Origin of the sequence: Bacillus sp. FSL R5-0416 (assembly GCF_037975425.1) — a bacterium.
In the GTDB taxonomy this organism is placed as follows: Bacteria; Bacillota; Bacilli; order Bacillales; family Bacillaceae; genus Bacillus; species Bacillus subtilis.
Genome location: NZ_CP150252.1, coordinates 4179045 through 4198272 on the forward strand (window position 1 = coordinate 4179045; position 19228 = coordinate 4198272).

Annotated in this window: 25 protein-coding genes and 2 pseudogenes; 14 read left to right on the forward strand and 13 right to left on the reverse strand. The window is 40.6% G+C overall.

Going from position 1 to position 19228, the window contains the following annotated elements; translation table 11 throughout:
• Positions 1–23: 23 nt before the first annotated feature.
• Both NYE20_RS22000 and NYE20_RS22005 read right to left on the reverse strand, forming a co-directional pair.
• On the reverse strand, positions 24–953 hold the full coding sequence (locus NYE20_RS22000; RefSeq protein ID WP_003243969.1) for a YybS family protein: 930 nt from the start codon (positions 951–953) through the stop codon (positions 24–26).
• A gap of 226 nt (positions 954–1179) precedes the next feature.
• Positions 1180–1329, reverse strand: coding sequence for a hypothetical protein (locus NYE20_RS22005; protein ID WP_003226909.1), 150 nt, complete (start codon positions 1327–1329; stop codon positions 1180–1182).
• Between the two features lie 145 nt (positions 1330–1474).
• Between NYE20_RS22005 and cotF the strand changes: the two genes are divergently transcribed.
• Positions 1475–1957, forward strand: coding sequence for a spore coat protein CotF (cotF, locus tag NYE20_RS22010; RefSeq protein WP_003243364.1), 483 nt, complete (start codon positions 1475–1477; stop codon positions 1955–1957).
• 29 nt (positions 1958–1986) lie between these two features.
• On the opposite strand, the gene hypR is transcribed toward cotF, so the two are convergent.
• Positions 1987–2364, reverse strand: coding sequence for a transcriptional regulator HypR (gene hypR / locus NYE20_RS22015; RefSeq protein ID WP_003242487.1), 378 nt, complete (start codon positions 2362–2364; stop codon positions 1987–1989).
• Between the two features lie 204 nt (positions 2365–2568).
• On the opposite strand from hypR, the gene NYE20_RS22020 reads away from it, so the two are divergent.
• Positions 2569–3498, forward strand: coding sequence for a manganese-dependent inorganic pyrophosphatase (locus NYE20_RS22020; RefSeq protein ID WP_014481484.1), 930 nt, complete (start codon positions 2569–2571; stop codon positions 3496–3498).
• A 32-nt stretch (positions 3499–3530) separates the two neighbouring features.
• Here the strand turns inward: NYE20_RS22020 and NYE20_RS22025 are convergent, their stop codons facing one another.
• Entirely contained in the window at positions 3531–3977 is a 447-nt protein-coding gene (locus tag NYE20_RS22025) for a DUF6376 family protein (RefSeq protein WP_003226901.1), read from the reverse strand.
• A gap of 11 nt (positions 3978–3988) precedes the next feature.
• Positions 3989–4309 carry a hypothetical protein gene (locus tag NYE20_RS22030; RefSeq protein ID WP_003226899.1) on the reverse strand — a complete coding sequence of 107 codons (321 nt, stop codon included), beginning with the start codon at positions 4307–4309 and terminating at the stop codon, positions 3989–3991.
• A 100-nt stretch (positions 4310–4409) separates the two neighbouring features.
• On the opposite strand from NYE20_RS22030, the gene NYE20_RS22035 reads away from it, so the two are divergent.
• Complete coding sequence (locus NYE20_RS22035) at positions 4410–5720, forward strand: MFS transporter (RefSeq protein ID WP_014478548.1); 1311 nt, start codon at positions 4410–4412, stop codon at positions 5718–5720.
• 160 nt (positions 5721–5880) lie between these two features.
• Positions 5881–6618 (forward strand): MerR family transcriptional regulator, encoded by a 738-nt coding sequence (locus tag NYE20_RS22040; protein WP_032676932.1) that lies wholly within the window; start codon positions 5881–5883, stop codon positions 6616–6618.
• A gap of 37 nt (positions 6619–6655) precedes the next feature.
• Here NYE20_RS22040 and NYE20_RS22045 read toward each other — a convergent pair whose 3' ends face one another.
• Both NYE20_RS22045 and NYE20_RS22050 read right to left on the reverse strand, forming a co-directional pair.
• Entirely contained in the window at positions 6656–7444 is a 789-nt protein-coding gene (locus tag NYE20_RS22045; RefSeq protein ID WP_212082642.1) for a hypothetical protein, read from the reverse strand.
• A gap of 67 nt (positions 7445–7511) precedes the next feature.
• Positions 7512–7901, reverse strand: a complete 390-nt coding sequence (locus tag NYE20_RS22050) for a nuclear transport factor 2 family protein (protein ID WP_003243451.1) — start codon at positions 7899–7901, stop codon at positions 7512–7514.
• Between the two features lie 145 nt (positions 7902–8046).
• Between NYE20_RS22050 and NYE20_RS22055 the strand changes: the two genes are divergently transcribed.
• A complete protein-coding gene (locus NYE20_RS22055) occupies positions 8047–8886 on the forward strand; it encodes a pentapeptide repeat-containing protein (protein ID WP_038429955.1) in 840 nt (279 codons plus the stop codon).
• A 31-nt stretch (positions 8887–8917) separates the two neighbouring features.
• Here NYE20_RS22055 and NYE20_RS22060 read toward each other — a convergent pair whose 3' ends face one another.
• Positions 8918–10132: an MFS transporter gene (locus tag NYE20_RS22060; protein WP_212082643.1), complete on the reverse strand. Its 1215-nt coding sequence runs from the start codon at positions 10130–10132 to the stop codon at positions 8918–8920.
• A 187-nt stretch (positions 10133–10319) separates the two neighbouring features.
• Between NYE20_RS22060 and NYE20_RS22065 the strand changes: the two genes are divergently transcribed.
• The 3 genes from NYE20_RS22065 (at position 10320) to NYE20_RS22075 (ending at position 12217) form a co-directional block, all read left to right on the forward strand.
• Positions 10320–11198 (forward strand): LysR family transcriptional regulator, encoded by an 879-nt coding sequence (locus NYE20_RS22065; RefSeq protein ID WP_015715067.1) that lies wholly within the window; start codon positions 10320–10322, stop codon positions 11196–11198.
• Positions 11199–11211: 13 nt separating this feature from the next.
• The gene (locus NYE20_RS22070; protein ID WP_049140526.1) at positions 11212–11655 is read left to right on the forward strand and encodes a GNAT family N-acetyltransferase; all 444 of its coding nucleotides are present in this window, start codon (positions 11212–11214) and stop codon (positions 11653–11655) included.
• 82 nt (positions 11656–11737) lie between these two features.
• Positions 11738–12217 carry a DUF2798 domain-containing protein gene (locus tag NYE20_RS22075; protein ID WP_049140527.1) on the forward strand — a complete coding sequence of 160 codons (480 nt, stop codon included), beginning with the start codon at positions 11738–11740 and terminating at the stop codon, positions 12215–12217.
• Between the two features lie 24 nt (positions 12218–12241).
• Here the strand turns inward: NYE20_RS22075 and NYE20_RS22080 are convergent.
• From NYE20_RS22080 to NYE20_RS22090, 3 genes and pseudogenes are all read right to left on the reverse strand, one after another.
• Positions 12242–12375, reverse strand: a pseudogene (locus NYE20_RS22080) (LysR family transcriptional regulator); the annotation flags it as partial.
• Between the two features lie 16 nt (positions 12376–12391).
• Positions 12392–13054, reverse strand: coding sequence for an MBL fold metallo-hydrolase (locus tag NYE20_RS22085; protein WP_015715070.1), 663 nt, complete (start codon positions 13052–13054; stop codon positions 12392–12394).
• 169 nt (positions 13055–13223) lie between these two features.
• Positions 13224–13676, reverse strand: a complete 453-nt coding sequence (locus NYE20_RS22090) for a MarR family transcriptional regulator (RefSeq protein ID WP_003226875.1) — start codon at positions 13674–13676, stop codon at positions 13224–13226.
• 119 nt (positions 13677–13795) lie between these two features.
• Here NYE20_RS22090 and NYE20_RS22095 point away from each other — a divergent pair, with 119 nt between their 5' ends.
• On the forward strand, positions 13796–14242 hold the full coding sequence (locus NYE20_RS22095; protein WP_161621083.1) for a GNAT family N-acetyltransferase: 447 nt from the start codon (positions 13796–13798) through the stop codon (positions 14240–14242).
• Positions 14239–14841 (forward strand): YitT family protein, encoded by a 603-nt coding sequence (locus NYE20_RS22100; RefSeq protein WP_072173947.1) that lies wholly within the window; start codon positions 14239–14241, stop codon positions 14839–14841. The genes NYE20_RS22095 and NYE20_RS22100 overlap by 4 nt, the downstream gene beginning before the upstream one ends.
• A 67-nt stretch (positions 14842–14908) precedes the next feature.
• Here NYE20_RS22100 and satA read toward each other — a convergent pair whose 3' ends face one another.
• On the reverse strand, positions 14909–15430 hold the full coding sequence (gene satA / locus NYE20_RS22105) for a streptothricin N-acetyltransferase SatA (protein WP_077670822.1): 522 nt from the start codon (positions 15428–15430) through the stop codon (positions 14909–14911).
• 396 nt (positions 15431–15826) lie between these two features.
• On the opposite strand from satA, the gene NYE20_RS22110 reads away from it, so the two are divergent.
• The 3 genes and pseudogenes from NYE20_RS22110 to NYE20_RS22120 all read left to right on the forward strand — a co-directional run.
• Positions 15827–16183, forward strand: a complete 357-nt coding sequence (locus tag NYE20_RS22110) for an MmcQ/YjbR family DNA-binding protein (protein ID WP_021481096.1) — start codon at positions 15827–15829, stop codon at positions 16181–16183.
• A 160-nt stretch (positions 16184–16343) separates the two neighbouring features.
• A complete protein-coding gene (locus NYE20_RS22115) occupies positions 16344–16910 on the forward strand; it encodes a dihydrofolate reductase family protein (protein WP_021481097.1) in 567 nt (188 codons plus the stop codon).
• Between the two features lie 241 nt (positions 16911–17151).
• A pseudogene (locus NYE20_RS22120) lies at positions 17152–17323 on the forward strand (DUF255 domain-containing protein); the annotation flags it as partial.
• Between the two features lie 80 nt (positions 17324–17403).
• Here NYE20_RS22120 and NYE20_RS22125 read toward each other — a convergent pair.
• Entirely contained in the window at positions 17404–17865 is a 462-nt protein-coding gene (locus NYE20_RS22125; protein ID WP_161621082.1) for a hypothetical protein, read from the reverse strand.
• Between the two features lie 380 nt (positions 17866–18245).
• Between NYE20_RS22125 and NYE20_RS22130 the strand changes: the two genes are divergently transcribed.
• Positions 18246–19106 carry a recombinase family protein gene (locus NYE20_RS22130; RefSeq protein WP_161621081.1) on the forward strand — a complete coding sequence of 287 codons (861 nt, stop codon included), beginning with the start codon at positions 18246–18248 and terminating at the stop codon, positions 19104–19106.
• The last annotated feature ends 122 nt before the right edge of the window (positions 19107–19228 follow it).

Here is a 19228-nt window from a genome sequence, read left to right on the forward strand (position 1 = left end):
CACCATGTGAGTAAAACTCATGTTCACTTCACCTTATTCCTTATATGAAAGCCCATATCTAAAACGCCTAAAATGCGAATGGCCGCCATGAAGACCGGATGCACAAACCCAAGTATGACAGCAATCACAGCCGCAGCCTTTGGATATTGTTTCTTATGGCAATAGAAAAAGATAAATGATAAACCTTGGATGAAAATCAGAAACCCGAGTATAAACTCCCCATTTAAAGCGATAGAGTACAGCATTTGGCCTTTTTCTAAAGGCAAAAATGAAAGCATGACAATAATCAAATACAGTACTACAACACTTTGCGGAAACTTCAACTCTCTAAAAGGCTTTAGATTAGGAATATCGGGGGAGAATCGCCTTAAGAGCGGCTTAGCGATAAGGTAACTGAGGAAAGAAAAAATAACTCCTACCATCACAATAGCTGTTGGAAAAAGATATTGAACGATACCCAATTGTTCTTCCATCAGTTTTAATTGCTTCTCAAACTGCCCAGCATTGCCCGACTGCTTCGCTACAGTTTCTACAATATCAAGAGATTGCCGGTATTGTGTCATTGCCTCATCAATGATATTGATACCCAAAAACTGAATGCTTATCACAAAATAGAAGACAATACTAAGCATATAAATAAGAGCGCCCGAAATAATGGCGTGCCCGGGCTCTTTCCTTTTGAAAAAATGTCCCATGGCAATGCCGGCGCAAGCTGACATAAAAGCTACAATAAGCCCGTTAAAGGACCCGACAATAAAAACAACCGGAAGACTGACAGCGCCCATCCATATCCCTAGCTTCAATCCATGTCTGATCGTATACAAGATCATTGGCAGCGGCAGTGCAAATAACAGAATTGTTCCAATCACAGGAACATAAACGACCAGAAGCGTAATGATCGCAAACAGACTGATTAAAATAGCACCTTCCATTAAAGCTCTCGTTTGTTTCACTTAGTCACCTCGTATCATCCTGAACATACGAATAGAAAAGAGCAGCATAAACGACTGCTCTTTTTTTCATCGCTGCAACATGCTTTGCACCGAATGTTTTTATATCATCTCTAAATTTTACTTTTATATTTTAACATAAGTCCAAATCGCAAGTAAAATGACGCTAATGTTTCATGTGAAACATGAAAAAGGAAAAGACATTCTTTGAAAAGAATGCCCATCACAATTAATGTTTATCATCCATAAAGCCAGAAGATTCCTTGTTTTTCTTTTTCGTTTTTCTGACATACATAAAAATTAAGATCACCAGTAAAAGGGTTGTTGCTTGCAGAACGCCGCTGCTAAACAAGAAAAAGTTCTTTATCATGTCCCACATTGTGTTTCACCTCTTTGTGCATGTTCTCAACCCGTATCCTATATAAGGTGAATTTCCCTTTTTAAAAACTTCAAAACATCATGAACAACATTGAGCGTTGGGCATATGCTGATATGGAATCTGATCGATAAAGGAGAATTTTCACATGGATGAACGCAGAACATTGGCTTGGCATGAAACATTAGAAATGCACGAGCTGGTTGCTTTTCAATCAAACGGACTCATTAAACTGAAGAAAATGATAAGAGAAGTAAAAGACCCTCAGCTCAGACAGCTTTATAACGTGTCTATTCAGGGTGTTGAGCAAAATTTGAGAGAGCTTCTTCCGTTCTTTCCACAGGCTCCGCACAGAGAGGATGAGGAAGAAGAACGCGCAGATAACCCATTTTACAGCGGTGACCTGCTCGGTTTTGCCAAAACATCTGTCCGCAGCTATGCCATCGCAATTACAGAAACAGCAACACCTCAATTAAGAAACGTACTGGTCAAACAGCTGAATGCTGCCATCCAGCTGCACGCCCAAGTTTATCGATACATGTATCAGCATGGATATTATCCGTCTTACAACCTTTCTGAACTATTGAAAAACGATGTCAGAAACGCCAACAGAGCCATTTCAATGAAATAAAACAAGCAGCAAAGGAGTTCCCTTTGCTGCTATTTCTGCTGATCCTTCACTAAGCCGTTCGAACGATAAGATTCCAGCACGTCTCTGTTGGATTCTCCCCATTCTTTCATTTGCAAAACAATCGGTTCAAGCGTGCGCCCAAATTCCGTCAGAGAGTACTCTACCTTGGGCGGCACCTGGTGATAAACCTCACGGTGCACGATGCCGTCCGCTTCCAGCTCCCTCAGCTGGAGAGTAAGCATTCTTTGAGTAATACTCGGGCAGATTCGCCGAAACTCATTAAATCGTTTCTTGCCATCTATCATGTGATAAAAAAGAATTCCTTTCCACTTTCCGCCAATGACATCTAGAGTGAATTCAACTGGACAGCCTTCTTTGTTCGGATATATATTCTTTTTTTCACTCATTCTTGACCCTCCAATAGTACCTTTTTTGATACTACATTACATTTTGCAACTAAGCTACCCAGTATTTTACACACCTTTTCTCCTTAGCTCAAAGAAAATGCTTCTTATTCACATCAATTTTTAAGGGTTTGCATGATTACACCTGCAGCAAGACGTGTTAAACTATATAAAGATTACACTACTTAAAAAAGGATAGGAGCTATCATGGAAAAGATACTTATTTTCGGACACCAAAACCCAGATACAGATACGATTTGTTCTGCGATTGCTTATGCTGATTTGAAAAACAAACTCGGCTTCAATGCTGAGCCTGTCCGCCTCGGACAAGTCAACGGCGAAACACAATACGCGCTTGACTATTTCAAACAAGAAAGCCCGCGTCTTGTTGAAACAGCTGCAAACGAAGTAAACGGCGTTATCCTGGTTGACCATAACGAACGCCAGCAAAGCATCAAAGACATTGAAGAGGTTCAGGTTTTAGAGGTTATCGACCATCACCGCATCGCTAACTTTGAAACAGCTGAGCCGCTTTACTATCGTGCTGAGCCTGTAGGCTGTACGGCTACCATCTTAAACAAAATGTACAAAGAGAATAACGTGAAAATCGAGAAAGAAATTGCCGGCCTTATGCTGTCTGCGATCATTTCTGATTCCCTGTTATTTAAATCTCCAACTTGCACGGACCAAGACGTAGCAGCAGCAAAAGAGCTTGCGGAGATCGCTGGAGTAAATGCTGAAGAATACGGCTTGAACATGTTGAAAGCAGGCGCTGATCTAAGCAAAAAAACAGTGGAAGAGCTCATTTCTCTTGATGCGAAAGAATTTACACTCGGCAGCAAGAAAGTCGAAATCGCACAAGTAAACACAGTGGACATTGAAGATGTAAAAAAACGCCAAGCTGAATTAGAAGCTGTGATCTCAAAAGTTGTGGCTGAGAAGAATCTTGATCTGTTCCTTCTCGTTATCACAGATATCTTAGAAAATGATTCACTTGCTCTTGCAATCGGTAACGAAGCAGCGAAAGTGGAAAAAGCGTTCAACGTTACATTAGAAAACAACACAGCCCTCTTAAAAGGCGTTGTTTCCCGTAAAAAACAAGTCGTTCCTGTCTTAACAGACGCAATGGCTGAATAAGCAAAAAGCATCCCGCGTCGGGATGCTTTTTCTTATTCACCCAGCTTCTCAATTTGTCCCATCACATCAGTAATTTGCTTTGCGTTTTGGACCAGGTCTGACTGCTCCAATTCTTTAAGCGATACCTTGCCTTCCTCGGCTTGTTTCAACACATCTTCAGCGCTTTTCTGCAAGGTTTTGTTATGTTCCTGAATGGTTTGATGAATCTCCGCTGCGGCATCAGGCGGCGTTAATTCATTAAAATCAGCGGCAGCCTTCTGAATCGACTCAAGCTGCGCTTCAAGTTTTTCTTTCGCCTCGGTGTCATTTACAGCTTTCTCAGCCAATTCAGGCGCTTCCTCTGCAAATGTCTTCACCTTCTCCACATACCCCGCTGCTTCACTCGTATAGTTCAATCCGTCGTTCACCTGATCAAGCATGCCGCATCCGCCTGCACTCAAAAGTCCCACTCCGGCAAGTACTGTCAAAATGATCTTCATCTTCAGCCCCCTCATCGTTTCTTTTTCATTTTTTCTTTTAAGATCGGAATCAATTTCTCTTTCGCTAACGGCAGCCCTTTCCTCACCAATTCACGCTTTAGCCACTTTTTCAGCTTAGACATTCTGATGCTCCTCTCCCTTTTTGATAAAAATGAAAAAACTCCACCAATTTGGTGAAGTTCCTGAAACAAAAAGACCTTCACCAAATCAGATTTGGCAAAGGTCTCGCTAACAATGAGATTGCCAGCAAAGCCGAGGACACCTTGTCCCGTAATGACGACTTTACTGTGAAAGCTACTCCCCTTTGGAGTGTTCATTTTTATTACTTTCATTCTAAAGCACCGATCTGTTCCAGTCAAATTCCTGCCGTTTATATAAAAGCGCGCTGTGGTATTTAAAATTTGAATGGTTTTTCTATCAGGAGATCATGCTATGACAGAGGAGGTTTTCATCATGAGTCAAGAGCGCGTGAAACGGCCTGGGCATACCAGATGGTACATATCTTCGTTACTTAGCGGCATTATTATTCTTAATTATTTTGACCGAGTGGCCATCTCGGTAGCGGCCCCTGCGATACAAGATTCGTTTCACCTTACTGCAACTGAACTCGGCATCGTGTTTTCCATTTACACCTATTCCTATACACTGATGCAGCTGCCTGTCGGAAGTTTGCTGGACCGTTTTGGGGTCGCATGGGTCACGAGGGTTGGAATGACAATATGGAGCTTTTTAACGATCCTTCTTGCTTTTTTGCAAGGAAAATTGCTGTTGTATCTGTTCCGGTTTCTCATTGGGCTGACGAGCGCCTCTGCGTTCCCCGCTGCCTCTAAAGCAACCGCTCTCTGGTTTCCTCCAAGTGAGCGGGGATTGGCAAACTCACTGTTCGATTCGGCCGCCAAGTTTTCAAATGTAATCGGCGCGCCATTGGTCGCCTTTCTTGTCACAACATTTGACTGGCGTGTCGCTTTTTTGACGATTGGATGCATCAATGTGCTGTTTACGATCTTTTTCTGGCAGTATTATGAACAGCCTGAACGGCACAAACGCATTTCTAAAAGTGAACTAAACTATATTCAAAAACACAATGCCATTACAACAGAGCAAATCCCTTACAAAACGGGCCCGCTTTTAAAAAAGCTTTTCACCAATCGAAAAGTATGGGGCTTAATGATCGGATTTACAGGGTACGGGTATACATTCAACCTGCTGCTCACCTGGCTTCCGACTTTCTTTAAACATACATACGGTATGGATCTCATGTCGTCCGGTTTATTTACAGCAGTGCCGTGGCTGATCTCAACCATTTCCGGAATTGCCGTCGGCGGCTGGCTCGTCGATTATTTTATTAAGAAAGGCTATCCTAACACCAAGGTGTACCGAACCGTCATCATAGTCGGAATGAGCTTTGGCTTTTTCTTTTTAGGATCCATTCTGACGAACAATATTACCGTAGCCATTATTTGCATTTCCATCGGACTCGCTGGAATTTCCGCAACCGCTCCGGTCGGCTGGTCCATCTCCGCAGAACTCGCGCCGATCGGTTCCGTATCCATGCTGAGCTCCATGGTGAATCTCGCAAACAACCTGTTCGGAGGCATTATTGCTGCGTCACTGACAGGGTATTTGTTTGATGTGACAGGCTCCTTTACCCTCAGCTTTCTGGTAGCTGGTTTTGTGCTGTTGCTGGGATTGGTTTTTTATGTGTTTGTATTAGGGGATGTAAAACGAATTAAACTGGAATGAAGAGTGCTTACTGAAAAGCACTCTTTTCTTTGAATCCGCCAGGTGTTATTTTCTTTCTCCCAACATTCACTAGGCTGTTCTCAGACGAAAACACCACCATTTTATCCTTGACTCCAACCAAAGGTAAGGCCTCATAGTGAAAGAAGAAAGGAGGAGTCAGATGGTGAAATTAACAGTAAAAGAACTATCCAATATTGCGAATGTCACAATCAAAACGCTTTATCATTACCACAAAATCGGCTTGCTAGCCCCAAAGGAAATAAGCGAAGCCGGATATCGGTACTATGGTGCTGACGAACTAAAAAGACTGCAGGAAATCCTTTTTTACAAAGAATTAGATATTCCTTTGTCAGAAATCAAAAGATTATTAAATGAGGATGCTGAAAGAACAAGTACATTAGAAAAACAAAAAAAGCTGTTTGAAAAGAAAATTGAAAAGTATCAGCGTCTCATTCAAACAGTCAACACATCTTTAGAATACACGAGAAAAGGTGAAAACATGGATCATAAGGTAATGTTTAAAGGATTTGAAAGCGCTGAAGAATGGAAACAATCTTTAGCAGAACAAAATGGGTATTTAAAAGAGCGTTACGATTTTGAATTGGATACACATACAATCAATGTCGATGAAATGAACAAAATGGCAATAGAGGCTAAACATTTTCTTGATAGGATGGCTGATTTTTTAAGAAATGGTGTAACGTATCATGACCCTTCCGTGCAAGAGCATGTCATGAATCATCTTAAGTTCCTAAATCAGAACGGGCATCCGACAAGTAAAGAAGATTACGTAAAACAAACACGTTTTTTTATGCAAGATGATTTCCATAGAGGAATGTTAGAAGAGCAGCAAGCCGGTTTATCTTATTATTTGGTTGTCGTTGCAGAACACCTGTAATGTTTTGTCACCCTATAAAGGGTGACAGCCATCAGGATTACGAGACAGCACCGCCAACAATCGAAACATTCTGCCGGTCAACGGCAAAACGCCGTCCGTTCCATTTCAATACGGTTTGAACATATCCCAATGAGTCGGCGTTATACCTTCCCGCTATCCGCTGGTACGCCAATAATTCGTATACGCCGTCTCTGTCAAAATCAACCGGATACAAGCCAGATAAAGGATTCACCCATCCTTCAATCGGCATTTTTAACACACCTTGGCTGTTATAAATCTCATTCAAATATTCCCTGCCCTTGTAAGTAAGGTCGAGGATATACATTTCGTTTTGCTGATGACTGATGACGCTCGCTTTATATTGATTTTGATACCTCACACTGTACTTTAATTCATCATTCAATACATCTGAATTGAAAATTCGCCGAAACTGCCTGTTTAGATAGGCAAACACGTATGCATAAATAGCACCGCCGCTTCCCCCTGTATCTATTACCACTGCCACATCCTCAATCTTGTCGCCTGTCATATCCCCCAGAAAAAGTGACGGATTGTATCCCATATTGTTTTGAAGCTGAATCTGCTGCTCCTGATGGGTTCTGCCATCACGGATCACCAATGTGATATTTCTCCATAACGGGCTGCCGGGCATTTGATTTCCAGTTAGAAAGACCTCGTCAATAATGCCGTCTCCCGTTACATCGCCGCGGGTAGATACAATGATTGCACGTGAGGAGACAGGCTGCCGAAATACGTATGGATGTTGAACAAGTCCTCTGCCTTCATAAAACCAATAAGGAGCCATTCTGATGTCATACACATTCAATTGTGTCACCTTCCCTAATCAGCTGAATGAATCATTATATGCAGGAATGGCACATCAAAGACATATCTTACACACCAATTAAATCCGTACCATATGAATTATCAATTACACAAAGCCACTCGCCTTGCGCATTCTTTTTAAATACATAGGTCGCCCTTCTTTCCATCGCATACTCGGAGTCCTTTTTATCCGAATCAAGCAGTGTCTGAGAAAGAACGAGTACCGTGTCACCTGCTTCCAACAGGATCATTTTCCCTTGTGTCGGGACAATATGATGATTGAAATAGTTCGCAATCGTGATAAACGCTTTTTTGATTTCTTCCTTGCCTCGCGCGATCATGCCCGGCTTCACAACTAAAACGGCATCTTCCGAATAATAATTCATCAGTGTATCAAAATCTTCATTTTGGATTGCCAAATCACACGCAGAGATGATGTCTTTCAATTGCTGTTCCAAATGAATTCCCCCAATCATCATGATTGGATATATTATACATCGCTAGACCACTGAAACCTTGAAAACAAAATGAAAAGTATCCTTTTTTCCTATATAATCAAATAGATATATTTAACAAAGTACCCAAGTGAAGGGGTGAACATTATTGTCTGCGGAAGTAACGTTACATGACAATATACATCATGATTTAAGTGCGGATTGCCAGCACTGTTTTGGCCTGTGCTGTGTCGCCTTGCCTTATGCGAAGTCGGCAGATTTTGCTTTTGATAAAGACGGGGGCACGCCTTGCCGCAACTTACAATCAAACTATCAATGTTCTATACATAAAGATCTCAGAGAAAAAGGATTTCGAGGCTGCTCTGCATATGAATGCTTTGGCGCCGGCCAAAAAGTATCCCAAATCACTTATGAGGGAAAGGATTGGCGAAACAGCCCCGAAACGGCCAACCAGATGTTTGACGTTTTTCCTATCATGCAGCAGCTGCACGAAATGCTCTGGTATTTACATGAAGCTCTTTCTATAGATATAGCCAAGCCGATTCATCCTGAACTGAGAACCAGTTTCGAAAAAATAGAAAGGCTCACCAGACTCAGCAAAGAACGCTTGCTGACACTGCAGGTGGACGAGCATCGAGCTGAGGTCAATGAATGGCTGTTAAAAACAAGTGAGCTGGTGCGTGCCCAAGCCCGCCATCCAAAACTCCCGAAAAAGGTCAGCCGGGGAAGTGTCCTGATCGGCGCGAAACTGAAAGGGCTTGATCTGCGAGGAGCAAATCTAAGAGGGGCGCTGCTCATAGCCGCCGATCTGAGAAATGCCGATTTGAGAATGACAGACTTTATCGGTGCAGATATGAGAGACGCTGATCTCAGCGGCGCCGACCTGACCGGGAGCATCTTTCTGACACAGGCACAGGTGAACGCCGCCAACGGCGATTCGAACACAAAGCTGCCGCTGTCTTTACGAATCCCTGCCCATTGGAAATAAAAAAGGACCGCTAACGGTCCTTTTTTACTGATCAATTCAATCCTTTTTCGTTCCTTTTATCCGGCACTTTCGCACTTCTTGCCAAGTATCCCGACAGCCATAACGCAACCAGCAGCATGAAGGTGATCATACCGACAACGCCCAGCCAGTGAAAACCAGACCAGAATAGCCCTCCGATTGTTCCGAAAACACTTGAACCGGCGTAATAAAAGAACAAATACAGCGATGAAGCCTGTGCTTTGTTGTGAAGGGCTCTCCTGCCCACCCAGCTGCTGGCAACTGAATGCCCTCCGAAAAAACCGAATGTAAAGAGGGCAATTCCCAGAACTTTCACTGCCAGCATATTGTTTATCGTAAATAACGCACCTGCAATGACGATGAAAATATTCATCACCAGTATTTTTGGATAGCCATATTGATCAACCATTCTTCCAATGAAAGACGAGCTGAAAATGCCTACAATCATCACAATAAATATCCAGCTGGCAAATGCTTTATTAAGCGAATACGGCGGGCCCAACAGCACATACACAATGTAATTAAACAATGCAACATTGCTTCCGAGCAGCAAAAAACCAATGAGAAACAAGCTGAATAGTTTACGGTCCCTCAAGTGGCCGATCAGAGACATTCCCAATTTCCCGAGCTTCAATTTTCTTGGCGTAAAATGCCTGGATGGCGGCAAATTCATAAAAAATATAATACTAGCAATCAAACTAATGACACCAATTGCCCCCATCGCCATATGCCAATTCAAGTACTCGCTCAGGAGCCCGGAAACGATCCTTCCGAAAACGGCGCCGATTGCATTTCCGCTGATATACAGCCCCATCGCCGACCCAAGACTTCCGGGTTCAATTTCTTCCCCGAGATAAGCCATCGCAATCGACGGAAGGCCTGCGAGCGCAACGCCTTGAATGGTTCTCAATACGAGCAGCGTATGAAAGTTCGGACTAAAGGCCGATGCCAGACAGAGAACCGATGCGGCCAGCATGGAAACACCCATAATCGGCTTGCGCCCCCACACCTCGGATAATGAACCAAAGACAAGCATGCTCACAGCTAACAGCATTGTGGTAACAGATAAAGAAAGACTCGCCGCAGTAGGCGTTACATCAAATTCCCGCGTGAATTCCTCCATGAGCGGCTGTACGCAATATAGAATCGCAAATGTATTGAAACCCGCAGCGAAGAAAGCAAACGTAATTTTTCGAAAAACCGGTGTGCCTTTTTGAATGTATGTCATCGGGACTTTATCGGTCCCTCATCATGTTGTGGAGCACTGCCATTCATAAACAACCATCCTTTATTTCTTCCGAATTCAAACATCCTCGAGTCTGTTTATATTACTATCTTAGCACCGTTGATATATGTTGTATAATGCATATAAAATATCATTTTCATGCTTATATGTAATAAAGGAGGGATGATAATTGGAATGGGAACAACTTGAATATTTTCAAACACTGGCCCGAATGCAGCACGTCACGAAAGCCGCAAAAAGCCTCTCCATCACACAGCCTGCGCTTTCACGCTCTATCGCCAGGCTGGAAAATCATTTGGGTGTGCCGCTATTTGACAGGCAAGGACGATCCATTAGCTTAAATCAATACGGACACATTTTTTTGCGGCGGGTTCAGGCGATGATGAAGGAGTACACCGAAGGAAAAGAAGAAATCCAAGCCTTATTAAAGCCAGACCAAGGCGTAGTCTCTCTCGGTTTTTTACATACATTAGGCACCACGCTCGTGCCCGATCTCATCGGCTCCTTTCAGCAGGAATACCCCAACATTGCCTTCCAGCTGAAGCAAAACCACTCTTATTGGCTGCTTGAACGATTAAAATCCGGGGATCTGGACCTCTGTCTCCTCGCTTCGATTAAGCCTGAAGATCCGATCCAATGGATCAAGCTGTGGAGTGAAGAACTCTTTGTATTTGTGCCAAATGATCACCCATTAGCCAGTCGCGAAAGCATTACCCTGAATGAGATTGCCGGGGAGCGTTTTATTTTATTGAAAAAAGGCTACGCGCTTCGGATGACGGTCGATGAGCTGTTTGAGAAGGCCAATATACAGCCGAACATTATGTTTGAAGGAGAAGAAGCAGCTACTGCCGCAGGTTTTGTGGCAGCCGGTCTGGGCATATCTATTCTCCCAGACCTGAAAGGCTTAGACCAAAGCAAAATCACCAAAATCCGCGTCAGCTGGCCGGAATGTCAGCGTGTCATAGGAATTGCCTGGATAAAAGGCAGGTTTTTATCACCGGTTGCTGAGACCTTTAAACAATATGTGATCAGCCATTTTTCTGAGTAGGGAGGATTCAAGCATGAATATCAAAAAAATCACGTCAGAACAGGATTTACATACAGCGTTTGAAATCAGAAAGGCAGTATTTGTAGAGGAACAAGGCTGTCCCATTTCGGATGAATTCGATGAGTTCGATACACTCCACGGTGACTGCCAGCACATCCTGGCTTATCATCAGAATGTACCTGTGGGCACTGCACGTGTCCGTATCGTTGGCCACACGGGGAAACTGGAACGAATCTGCATTCTGAAGCCTTACCGCAAATTCGGTTTGGGAAAAGTGATCGTCGATGCATTAGAACGTATTGTGAAAGAACAAAGCATTTCTGCCTTCAAACTGCACGGCCAGACACAGGCGACAGGCTTTTATGAAAAGCTCGGCTATCAGACTGCATCAGAAGAATTTATGCTGGACGGCATTCCGCATGTGCTGATGACAAAACAAGACGATTCTGCTTTATAGATTGTTCACAAATTTGTCACTTATGAGCATGAACGGTTCATTGGTATACTAATCACCGATTATGGAGAGAAGGAATGATTGTATGCCAGCAAATAAAAAAGAGAGTCTTATATTTGGCGTGATGATGTGTTTTGGAATGGTCTGCGTCATGTCGATTTACAATGCCATCATCAACGGAGCCATTCAGGATTTTTCACTGATGACCGTTTTTGAAATGGTCATCGGTTTTATGGTCGCCCTCCTGTTAGATTTACTGTTAGTGGGCCCCCTCGCCAAGAAGATTGCATTCCGCATGCCGTTCGACAAGACTAAAAAAATTTATGTCATCCTTGCCATGTCAACTTGTATGGTGATTGGCATGGTACTTTGTATGTCTGTGTTCGGTTTAGTGACAGCGGTTCTAGCAAATGGGCTGAACGAGGACAGCCTCTTCAGTGCTTATCTTATGATTGTGTTGAAAAATTTCATCCTGGCCTATCCATTGCAATTACTGATTATGGGCCCATTAGTCAGAGGGATTTTCATGAAATTTGTAAAACCAAAGCTCACAGCCGCAATTTAAATAGAAAAGGAGTGAGCCTGACACTCACTCCTTTTGCTCATGAATCGGATGTATAACAAGCTCCGCAAAAGCCTCTGCGGCAGGCAGCTGCCATTTTTTCTTTTTGGGTGTGAGTAAATCGGATCGAGGGCTTCAACATGCTGGAGATTTTTCAGCTTATGTTTTTCACTTCCATTAATCCCTATACCTTACCACATAGTTTTTATACAATTCTTCGTTATAAAGAATTTCTTCGCCATGTGAAGAGCAAATGAGCGTTGGTTTGATTTGATCTATGATTGAGCCGCTATCGATGTTCTCATTTATATCAACACTGAATCTTCTTATAGGTGGGTGTAAATCCTCCTTACTTGTGATAAAAAGGTCGCCCGTTAATAGCGTACGATCGATTTTATGATCATACACGACATGCCCCGGCGAATGGCCAGGTGTTAAATAGTATTTCAGAGGCAGGTGAGCAAGCGTTTGCTCCGTCAGCGGCTGGACAATATGGGCTACCCCTGTGTTCTCCACTTCATTTTTGTTCGGATATGGCTCTTCCCCATTGATGTACTTTAGTTCTTTCTGGTGCGCAAAAATCGGAATATCAAATCTCTCTAACCATTTTGATGCACCTCCGATATGATCACTGTGGCCATGGGTAAGCAAAATGGCTTTTGGATTGCCGATCGCTAACGCTGCCCTAATTTGAGCATCAGCAAAACGTTCTATTCCCGTATCAACAATATAAACATCATCACCATCTTTGATAAACCAGGTATGAACCGGAATACGAAGAGGCACATCAAGCTCAAATTCACATTGATAGACATGTTCTGATAGTTGTCTCAAGTTCACGCAAACCACTCCCTTTGGAGATTTTTGATAGTTCAAAAGAAAACAGAAGTGAACGGACTATTTTCAAGACAGATTATCTTGAAAATGGTCCCACACTCCAGCGGACTGGATTCTTGAGAAGGAGACGCCGATTTTCGCCAGCATCAGCTCGACTTGTTAACGTTGTCCATTAATAATCCCTTTTGTTCCCCTTCTTCACATATTCCCAATCACGTTCTATATTCTTCCTCACTCTATGAAGGAGTGCAGAAATGGTTTCCTTTTCCTCTGAAGTAAAACCGGACAAGGCCACTTCCGTGGAATGTTCTCCTTCTCTTCTTAACAATGGATATACCTTTTTCCCTTTCTCAGTCGGGAACAGTTTTTTTATTTTTTTATTTTGCTCATCCGGCAGTTTTTGAATAAATCCCTGCATTTCCAGCTTCTTAATGGCCCGCGCGGCCGTTGTCCGATCCACTTTTATCATTTCCGCCAATTTTTCTTGAATAATTCCCGGATTTTCGTATATACGTACGAGATAGAGATACTGCCCTCTTGTTAAGTCTAAATCTTTAAATTCGATGTTGCTTATGGAATCCAACGCTCTTGCTATCATGCCGATCTCACGCAAAATATCATTCATTCCTAAAACTCCTCACGTATTTTTGTTGTATTTACAACAAAAATGTTTTAACCTTACTATTATAAGACCACATGCATGCTGTACAGTCCAGACTAATATCAGAAAAGGATTGATTCATAATGAATATAAAAAGAATAACAACTGAAGCTGATTTACATGCAGCTTTGAATATTAGAAAGACGGTTTTCATTGAGGAGCAACATGTATCTGAATCCGAAGAGTTTGATGAATTTGATACGCTCCAGGAACAATGCCAGCATGTCTTGGTATATCATGAGAATCAGCCTGTCGGCACGGGCCGTGTGCGCATCGTTGACCATACAGCAAAGCTGGAAAGAATCTGCATCCTAAAACCTTACCGTAAGTATGGATTGGGGAAAGTCATCGTAAGCGGGTTAGAAGAAATCATAAAAGAAAAAGGACTGACTGCATGTAAGCTGCATGGTCAAACACAAGCAGCAGGCTTTTATCAAAAACTGGGCTACCAGATTTCTTCACAGGTATTTATGGAAGACGGCATCCCTCACGTCCTGATGACAAAAGAAATATCGCGGAATATAACATGAAATATATTTTTTACGGATTAGGCATACTCATATTAAGTTTGGGCATTTCCTTAACCATACAATCAGGGCTGGGCACATCCCCCTTCGATGCCCTTTTGGTTGGTCTGTCAAAAGAAGTCGGACTTACCGTAGGAAGCTGGGAGGTCCTTATTTCTGTGATCCTCTTAATCTGCAACGCTATATTAACGAGAAAAAAACCTATTTTGCTGGGCTTGATTACAGCATTCATTACTGGAATAGGCATTGACCTATGGTTGTTTGTTGTAAAAAACACCCTCTATCTAAACGCGTTGTTAAGCAAACTGATTTGTTTCGGAATTGGTTTGGTGCTCATCGGTCTTGGAACAGCCATCTATCTTCAGACGAAATTCGCATCAACACCAATCGATCATTTAACACTCATTATCCGAGATCTCTCCAAAAGAACAATCTTGTTTTCAAGAACATTGGTATACGCTCTTTTCTTAGTATTAGCCATCGTCTTTAAAGGCCCTATCGGCATCGGAACCCTATTAACCGTCTGTTTGGGAGGAATGCTCCTTCACGTTTTTATGCCTATTGTGGAAAAACAATTCTTATCAAAGAATAGAAGGGGTTAAAAAACCTCTTCTTTGAAAAAACGAAACGCAAAACAAGCTACGTTTCGTTCAATAATTTTATGATAAATTAAAATTTATAGTACCAAAAAATCGCAATTTCATTTGCTGTTGGAAGATTGGAATAAAGCATCGTATCAACTGCACCTATTATAAATTGATGTTTGGCATAAAAATGACAAGCTGAAACATTAATATCTTGTGTTTCAAGCATAAGACCACAAAAGCGATTCTCCTTTGCCCACTCAATCGCTTTATGTAATAATGCTGTTCCAACGCCTTTTTGTCTATAGTCTTTTGCAACGGCAATGTCCTCTATTAGTGCATACCCATTCCAGTTAGAACGAATCTTAATCCGGCCGATGCAGTTGTTTTCAACATAATATAAAAAAACCGCTTTTCCCTCTTCTTCAACATAACTAACAGCCATTTCATCATCTTCATATTGTTTAAAATAAGGTTTAGAAAATCGTTCCTCAGTATATGTCCAAACACCGTTTTCAAAAGCAGGTATCATTCTCCCAAAAACAACGAGAGGTTCATTAGGTTTATTGAAATCTTTCATATTCAATTTAGTCATTTTAATGATCATATCAATCCCCGCCAATCGAGATAATATTTAGTAAACTCGTTTCGATACTATTCAATAACAGCTTCCAAAAGAGAACAGCACTAGGTAAGGCATCCATTACCTTATATATTTCACTATCTTAATGAGGTATTTCAACAGAGGCTTGTGGTACAGTAAAAAGGAATAGAAACAAGAGAAAAGAAGATGAACCTATGCCCACTAACAATAAACTCAATGAGAAATATCATACTTCCTTCAACTCGCCCACAACCCTGTTGACTAGTATCCGTGGAGAGAGGAAGCTTTGACACAGCTTCTGCCATTGATGACATCTCTATTGAAGTATCCAAAGGACAACCAAGGATCGCTCTTTGACTTTTTCAAGAAGAAAGTAGAGTGAATAAAGGAGTGATTGAGATGTTAACAAGAGAAGATATCTTTAAACACGTCAAAGAAAAATACGGTACATCGCCTGATTACCCGTGGGAGAAATACCCAAACTATGCTTCTTTGAGACATACATCAAACAAAAAATGGTACGGTCTTATCATGAATGTTCTCCCAGAAAAATTAGGCTTGGATGGTCATGGCGAAATAGATATTCTAAATCTAAAATGTCCCCCTGAAATAAGTGATAGCTTAAGAAACGGGGAAAATATCTTACCCGGATATCATATGGATAAGGAACATTGGATTTCAATTGTTTTAGAACGGACAGATCCAGAAGGCGAAATCTATAACTTAATCGAGCAGAGCTTTCATTTAACCAAGTGAAGATAAAGAGTGTTCCGGCTAATCAAGCTACGAAGAGTAGTGGGCACTTTCATTTTAGGATACTGTTCTTCACTCTGTCCACAAACGCCAACTTAGTTCATCTGGTGCGAGAGTGGGAGAAGAATTTCAACCAACTTCTTAAGTAAAAGGATGAATAGTTATGACAAATAACTTAAAACAGAGAAGAATCATTTTAGATTTAGCAGTTACTTTAGATGGTTTTATTGAAGGGAAAAATGGAGAAGTTGATTGGTGCATTATGGACCCTGATATGGGGTTTACTGATTTTTTAAATCAAATTGATACTATTTTATATGGCAGAAAAAGCTACGATTTATGGGGACAATATATTCCAAAAAATGAAGACCCTGATACAGAAAAGGAACTTTGGAAATTGGTTCATAGTAAAAAGAAATATGTTTTTTCCAGAACACAAAATGAGATTGATAATCAAGCCATATTTATAAATGATAATATCCTTGAAGAAGTAAATAAATTGAAGAAAAATCCTGGTAAAGACATCTGGCTATATGGTGGAGCGAGTCTCATTACAACTTTTATAAATTTGGGGCTTGTTGATGAATTTAGATTATCTATTCACCCTGTTGTTTTGGGAGAAGGAAAACCGTTGTTTATTGATGTAAAACAGAGGATAAATTTAAAAATGGTGAATACAAGAACATTTTCCTCTGGCGTTGTGCAAATCGTTTATCATTGGAATGGCTAACATTGTAAAGTAACACTCGACAGTAATCCTTCTTATTGAACTAAAGGGGAATCCATAAATAATGGGTTCCCCTTAATATACTATGGAATTATCAATATCAAATTTTCTGTAATAAAAGAGGATTGAAAAGGACGATGTCTCCTCAATTAACATCATTAAGCATTATAGTATATTTTCTTCTCCCTCTTTTAAGTAATCGGCTAAGTTTTGTATTTATAAAAAAACGAAAGAAGGTGATCCAATGCCTACTAACAATAAACCCAATAGATTAATCGCTGAGAAATCTACTTATTTTACTTCAACATGCTCATAACCCTGTGGACTGGTTCCCTTGGGGAGAAGAAGCATATGAAAAAGCGAAACGCGAAAACAAGCCGGTTCTGGTCAGCATCGGTAGTTCGACATGTCATTGGTGTCATGTTCGTATAGCTACCTTTAAAAATAGACAAGACAATCTTCAAATTTGATTATCTTGTCTTGATATTAATTGCAGTTATTTTTTATTTTTGCTGATAAACTCATATACCAATGAAGTCTGTAACTTATAAAAACTTGAAATCTCTATTTTACTAATTTGATCAACTTTAATAATAAATTTTGTTTCCCAGGTTTTAAAGTTAGTATCATTATACGTTATTTTTAATTCTAACTCAGGAAAACAGTCTTGCTCCTCAAGGCGACTTAAATAATTGATCATAATCAAGAAATAACTTGGTAATTTAATGCCTATACTTTCGCCAGGCAAGATTAGATCACTTCGCCTTATATATGGTGTCGTTCGAAAAAAACCACTGTAGGAGCCATCATCATTTACATCCAACAGATCATAAGTAATTCCCAAATGTTTGTCTAAATGATTATCAGTTAATTTAAGGTGAATTTCTCTCTTCTCATCTATTAACTCTTCTAGCTTTTCTCTAACTTTTTCATTATCAATAAGTTTATAACTATACATTATATTGATTGCTGATGTACTCCCATAGTTGAAAATAGGTAAAGTCGTATCTGCAAATTTGTCATCTAGCCTCTTGTCATCTACCCAATCATAAGTAATTCTAGGTAATTTTAAGTCAAGGGGTTTAATTCCAGGTGCAATTACTGGTTCTCGTTGTTTTTTAAATTGATGAATTTGAATCCAAATTGATGCGATTGCAACAATTACCGCTAATAAAGATATTAAAGATGCTACCCAATCAAAGTTTTCTTTTCCACAATAACCAATTAATTGTATACCTCCTATTATTATTCACTTATGCCAAGTTCGTGTAGCTACACAGTTTATCATTCGTTATTATAGTATTATATGACATTATAGGAATAATAGGGTGATATGCTGTGGAACTAAAAAACAAAATCAAGCGAGTAGCCATTTATCTAAGAAAGTCACGAAATAAAGAGGGCGAAGAAACAGAAGAAACCTTGGCAAAACATCGAAAAAGACTTCTTGATATTGCTCATAAAAACAATTGGCAGTATGAAATATTCCAAGAAGTTGGGAGTTCAATGGATGAAATGCGACCTGAATGCCAAAGGATGATTAACAAACTCACAGATGGCATATTTGACGCTGTTTTGTCAGTTAACTTAGCACGGGTTACAAGGGATGATGCAGAGACACCTAAATTCATGAACCTTTTACGCCAAGATGACATACTCTTTGTCACTGATAGTGAAAGAGTATATGATCTTGAAGTACAAGAGGACTGGCAAGCATTAAAGTTTACTGGGTTCGTTAACAATTGGGAGTACGAGAATATAAAAGCCCAACTAAGAAAAGGAAAAAAGGACAGTGCAAAAATGGGTCGATGGTCAAATGGCAAACCCAACTACGGATATATTTATAACCGTTTGGAAAGAAAATTGGAAATTGATGAAGAAAAAGCAAAAGCTGTAAAGCTTGCATTTCAAATGACTATTGACGGCATAGGTGCTGATAATATCGCAGTAAAATTAAATAAATTGGGATACAGAACAAACAAGGGAAAGTTTTTTCACGGTCAAAGCATTGTGAGAATGATTCGATCCGAGATATATAAAGGGTGGATTGTTGCTAATCGGTTGAAAGGAAGAAATAAAACAAACGGAAAAATAAGACCACAAGATCAGTGGATTGTTGTTAAAGATGCTGTTAAACCCTGCATTATAGACGAAGATACATGGGACAAAGCAAACAAAGCTGGTCACTTAATCAAATAGCATCCTTTTTCCAACTTCCTTTGTTTGTTGTAGAGCATAAAGTAAAACACTTGAATCTTTTATCACCAGAAATGCAGTTAACCGAAAACAAATTAACAGTTCTTAATTCATAAAATAGGAAA

Bases quoted from the DNA above. Each gene is read 5' to 3' on its own strand.
- NYE20_RS22005 (WP_003226909.1), bottom strand. From the start codon at position 1,329: ATGTGGGACATGATAAAGAACTTTTTCTTGTTTAGCAGCGGCGTTCTG.
- cotF (WP_003243364.1), top strand. From the start codon at position 1,475: ATGGATGAACGCAGAACATTGGCTTGGCATGAAACATTAGAAATGCAC.
- hypR (WP_003242487.1), bottom strand. From the start codon at position 2,364: ATGAGTGAAAAAAAGAATATATATCCGAACAAAGAAGGCTGTCCAGTT.
- NYE20_RS22020 (WP_014481484.1), top strand. From the start codon at position 2,569: ATGGAAAAGATACTTATTTTCGGACACCAAAACCCAGATACAGATACG.
- NYE20_RS22025 (WP_003226901.1), bottom strand. From the start codon at position 3,977: ATGAAGATCATTTTGACAGTACTTGCCGGAGTGGGACTTTTGAGTGCA.
- NYE20_RS22030 (WP_003226899.1), bottom strand. From the start codon at position 4,309: ATGAAAGTAATAAAAATGAACACTCCAAAGGGGAGTAGCTTTCACAGT.
- NYE20_RS22035 (WP_014478548.1), top strand. From the start codon at position 4,410: ATGACAGAGGAGGTTTTCATCATGAGTCAAGAGCGCGTGAAACGGCCT.
- NYE20_RS22040 (WP_032676932.1), top strand. From the start codon at position 5,881: ATGGTGAAATTAACAGTAAAAGAACTATCCAATATTGCGAATGTCACA.
- NYE20_RS22060 (WP_212082643.1), bottom strand. From the start codon at position 10,132: ATGACATACATTCAAAAAGGCACACCGGTTTTTCGAAAAATTACGTTT.
- NYE20_RS22070 (WP_049140526.1), top strand. From the start codon at position 11,212: ATGAATATCAAAAAAATCACGTCAGAACAGGATTTACATACAGCGTTT.
- NYE20_RS22075 (WP_049140527.1), top strand. From the start codon at position 11,738: ATGCCAGCAAATAAAAAAGAGAGTCTTATATTTGGCGTGATGATGTGT.
- NYE20_RS22090 (WP_003226875.1), bottom strand. From the start codon at position 13,676: ATGAATGATATTTTGCGTGAGATCGGCATGATAGCAAGAGCGTTGGAT.
- NYE20_RS22095 (WP_161621083.1), top strand. From the start codon at position 13,796: ATGAATATAAAAAGAATAACAACTGAAGCTGATTTACATGCAGCTTTG.
- NYE20_RS22100 (WP_072173947.1), top strand. From the start codon at position 14,239: ATGAAATATATTTTTTACGGATTAGGCATACTCATATTAAGTTTGGGC.
- satA (WP_077670822.1), bottom strand. From the start codon at position 15,430: ATGATCATTAAAATGACTAAATTGAATATGAAAGATTTCAATAAACCT.
- NYE20_RS22110 (WP_021481096.1), top strand. From the start codon at position 15,827: ATGTTAACAAGAGAAGATATCTTTAAACACGTCAAAGAAAAATACGGT.
- NYE20_RS22115 (WP_021481097.1), top strand. From the start codon at position 16,344: ATGACAAATAACTTAAAACAGAGAAGAATCATTTTAGATTTAGCAGTT.
- NYE20_RS22125 (WP_161621082.1), bottom strand. From the start codon at position 17,865: ATGTATAGTTATAAACTTATTGATAATGAAAAAGTTAGAGAAAAGCTA.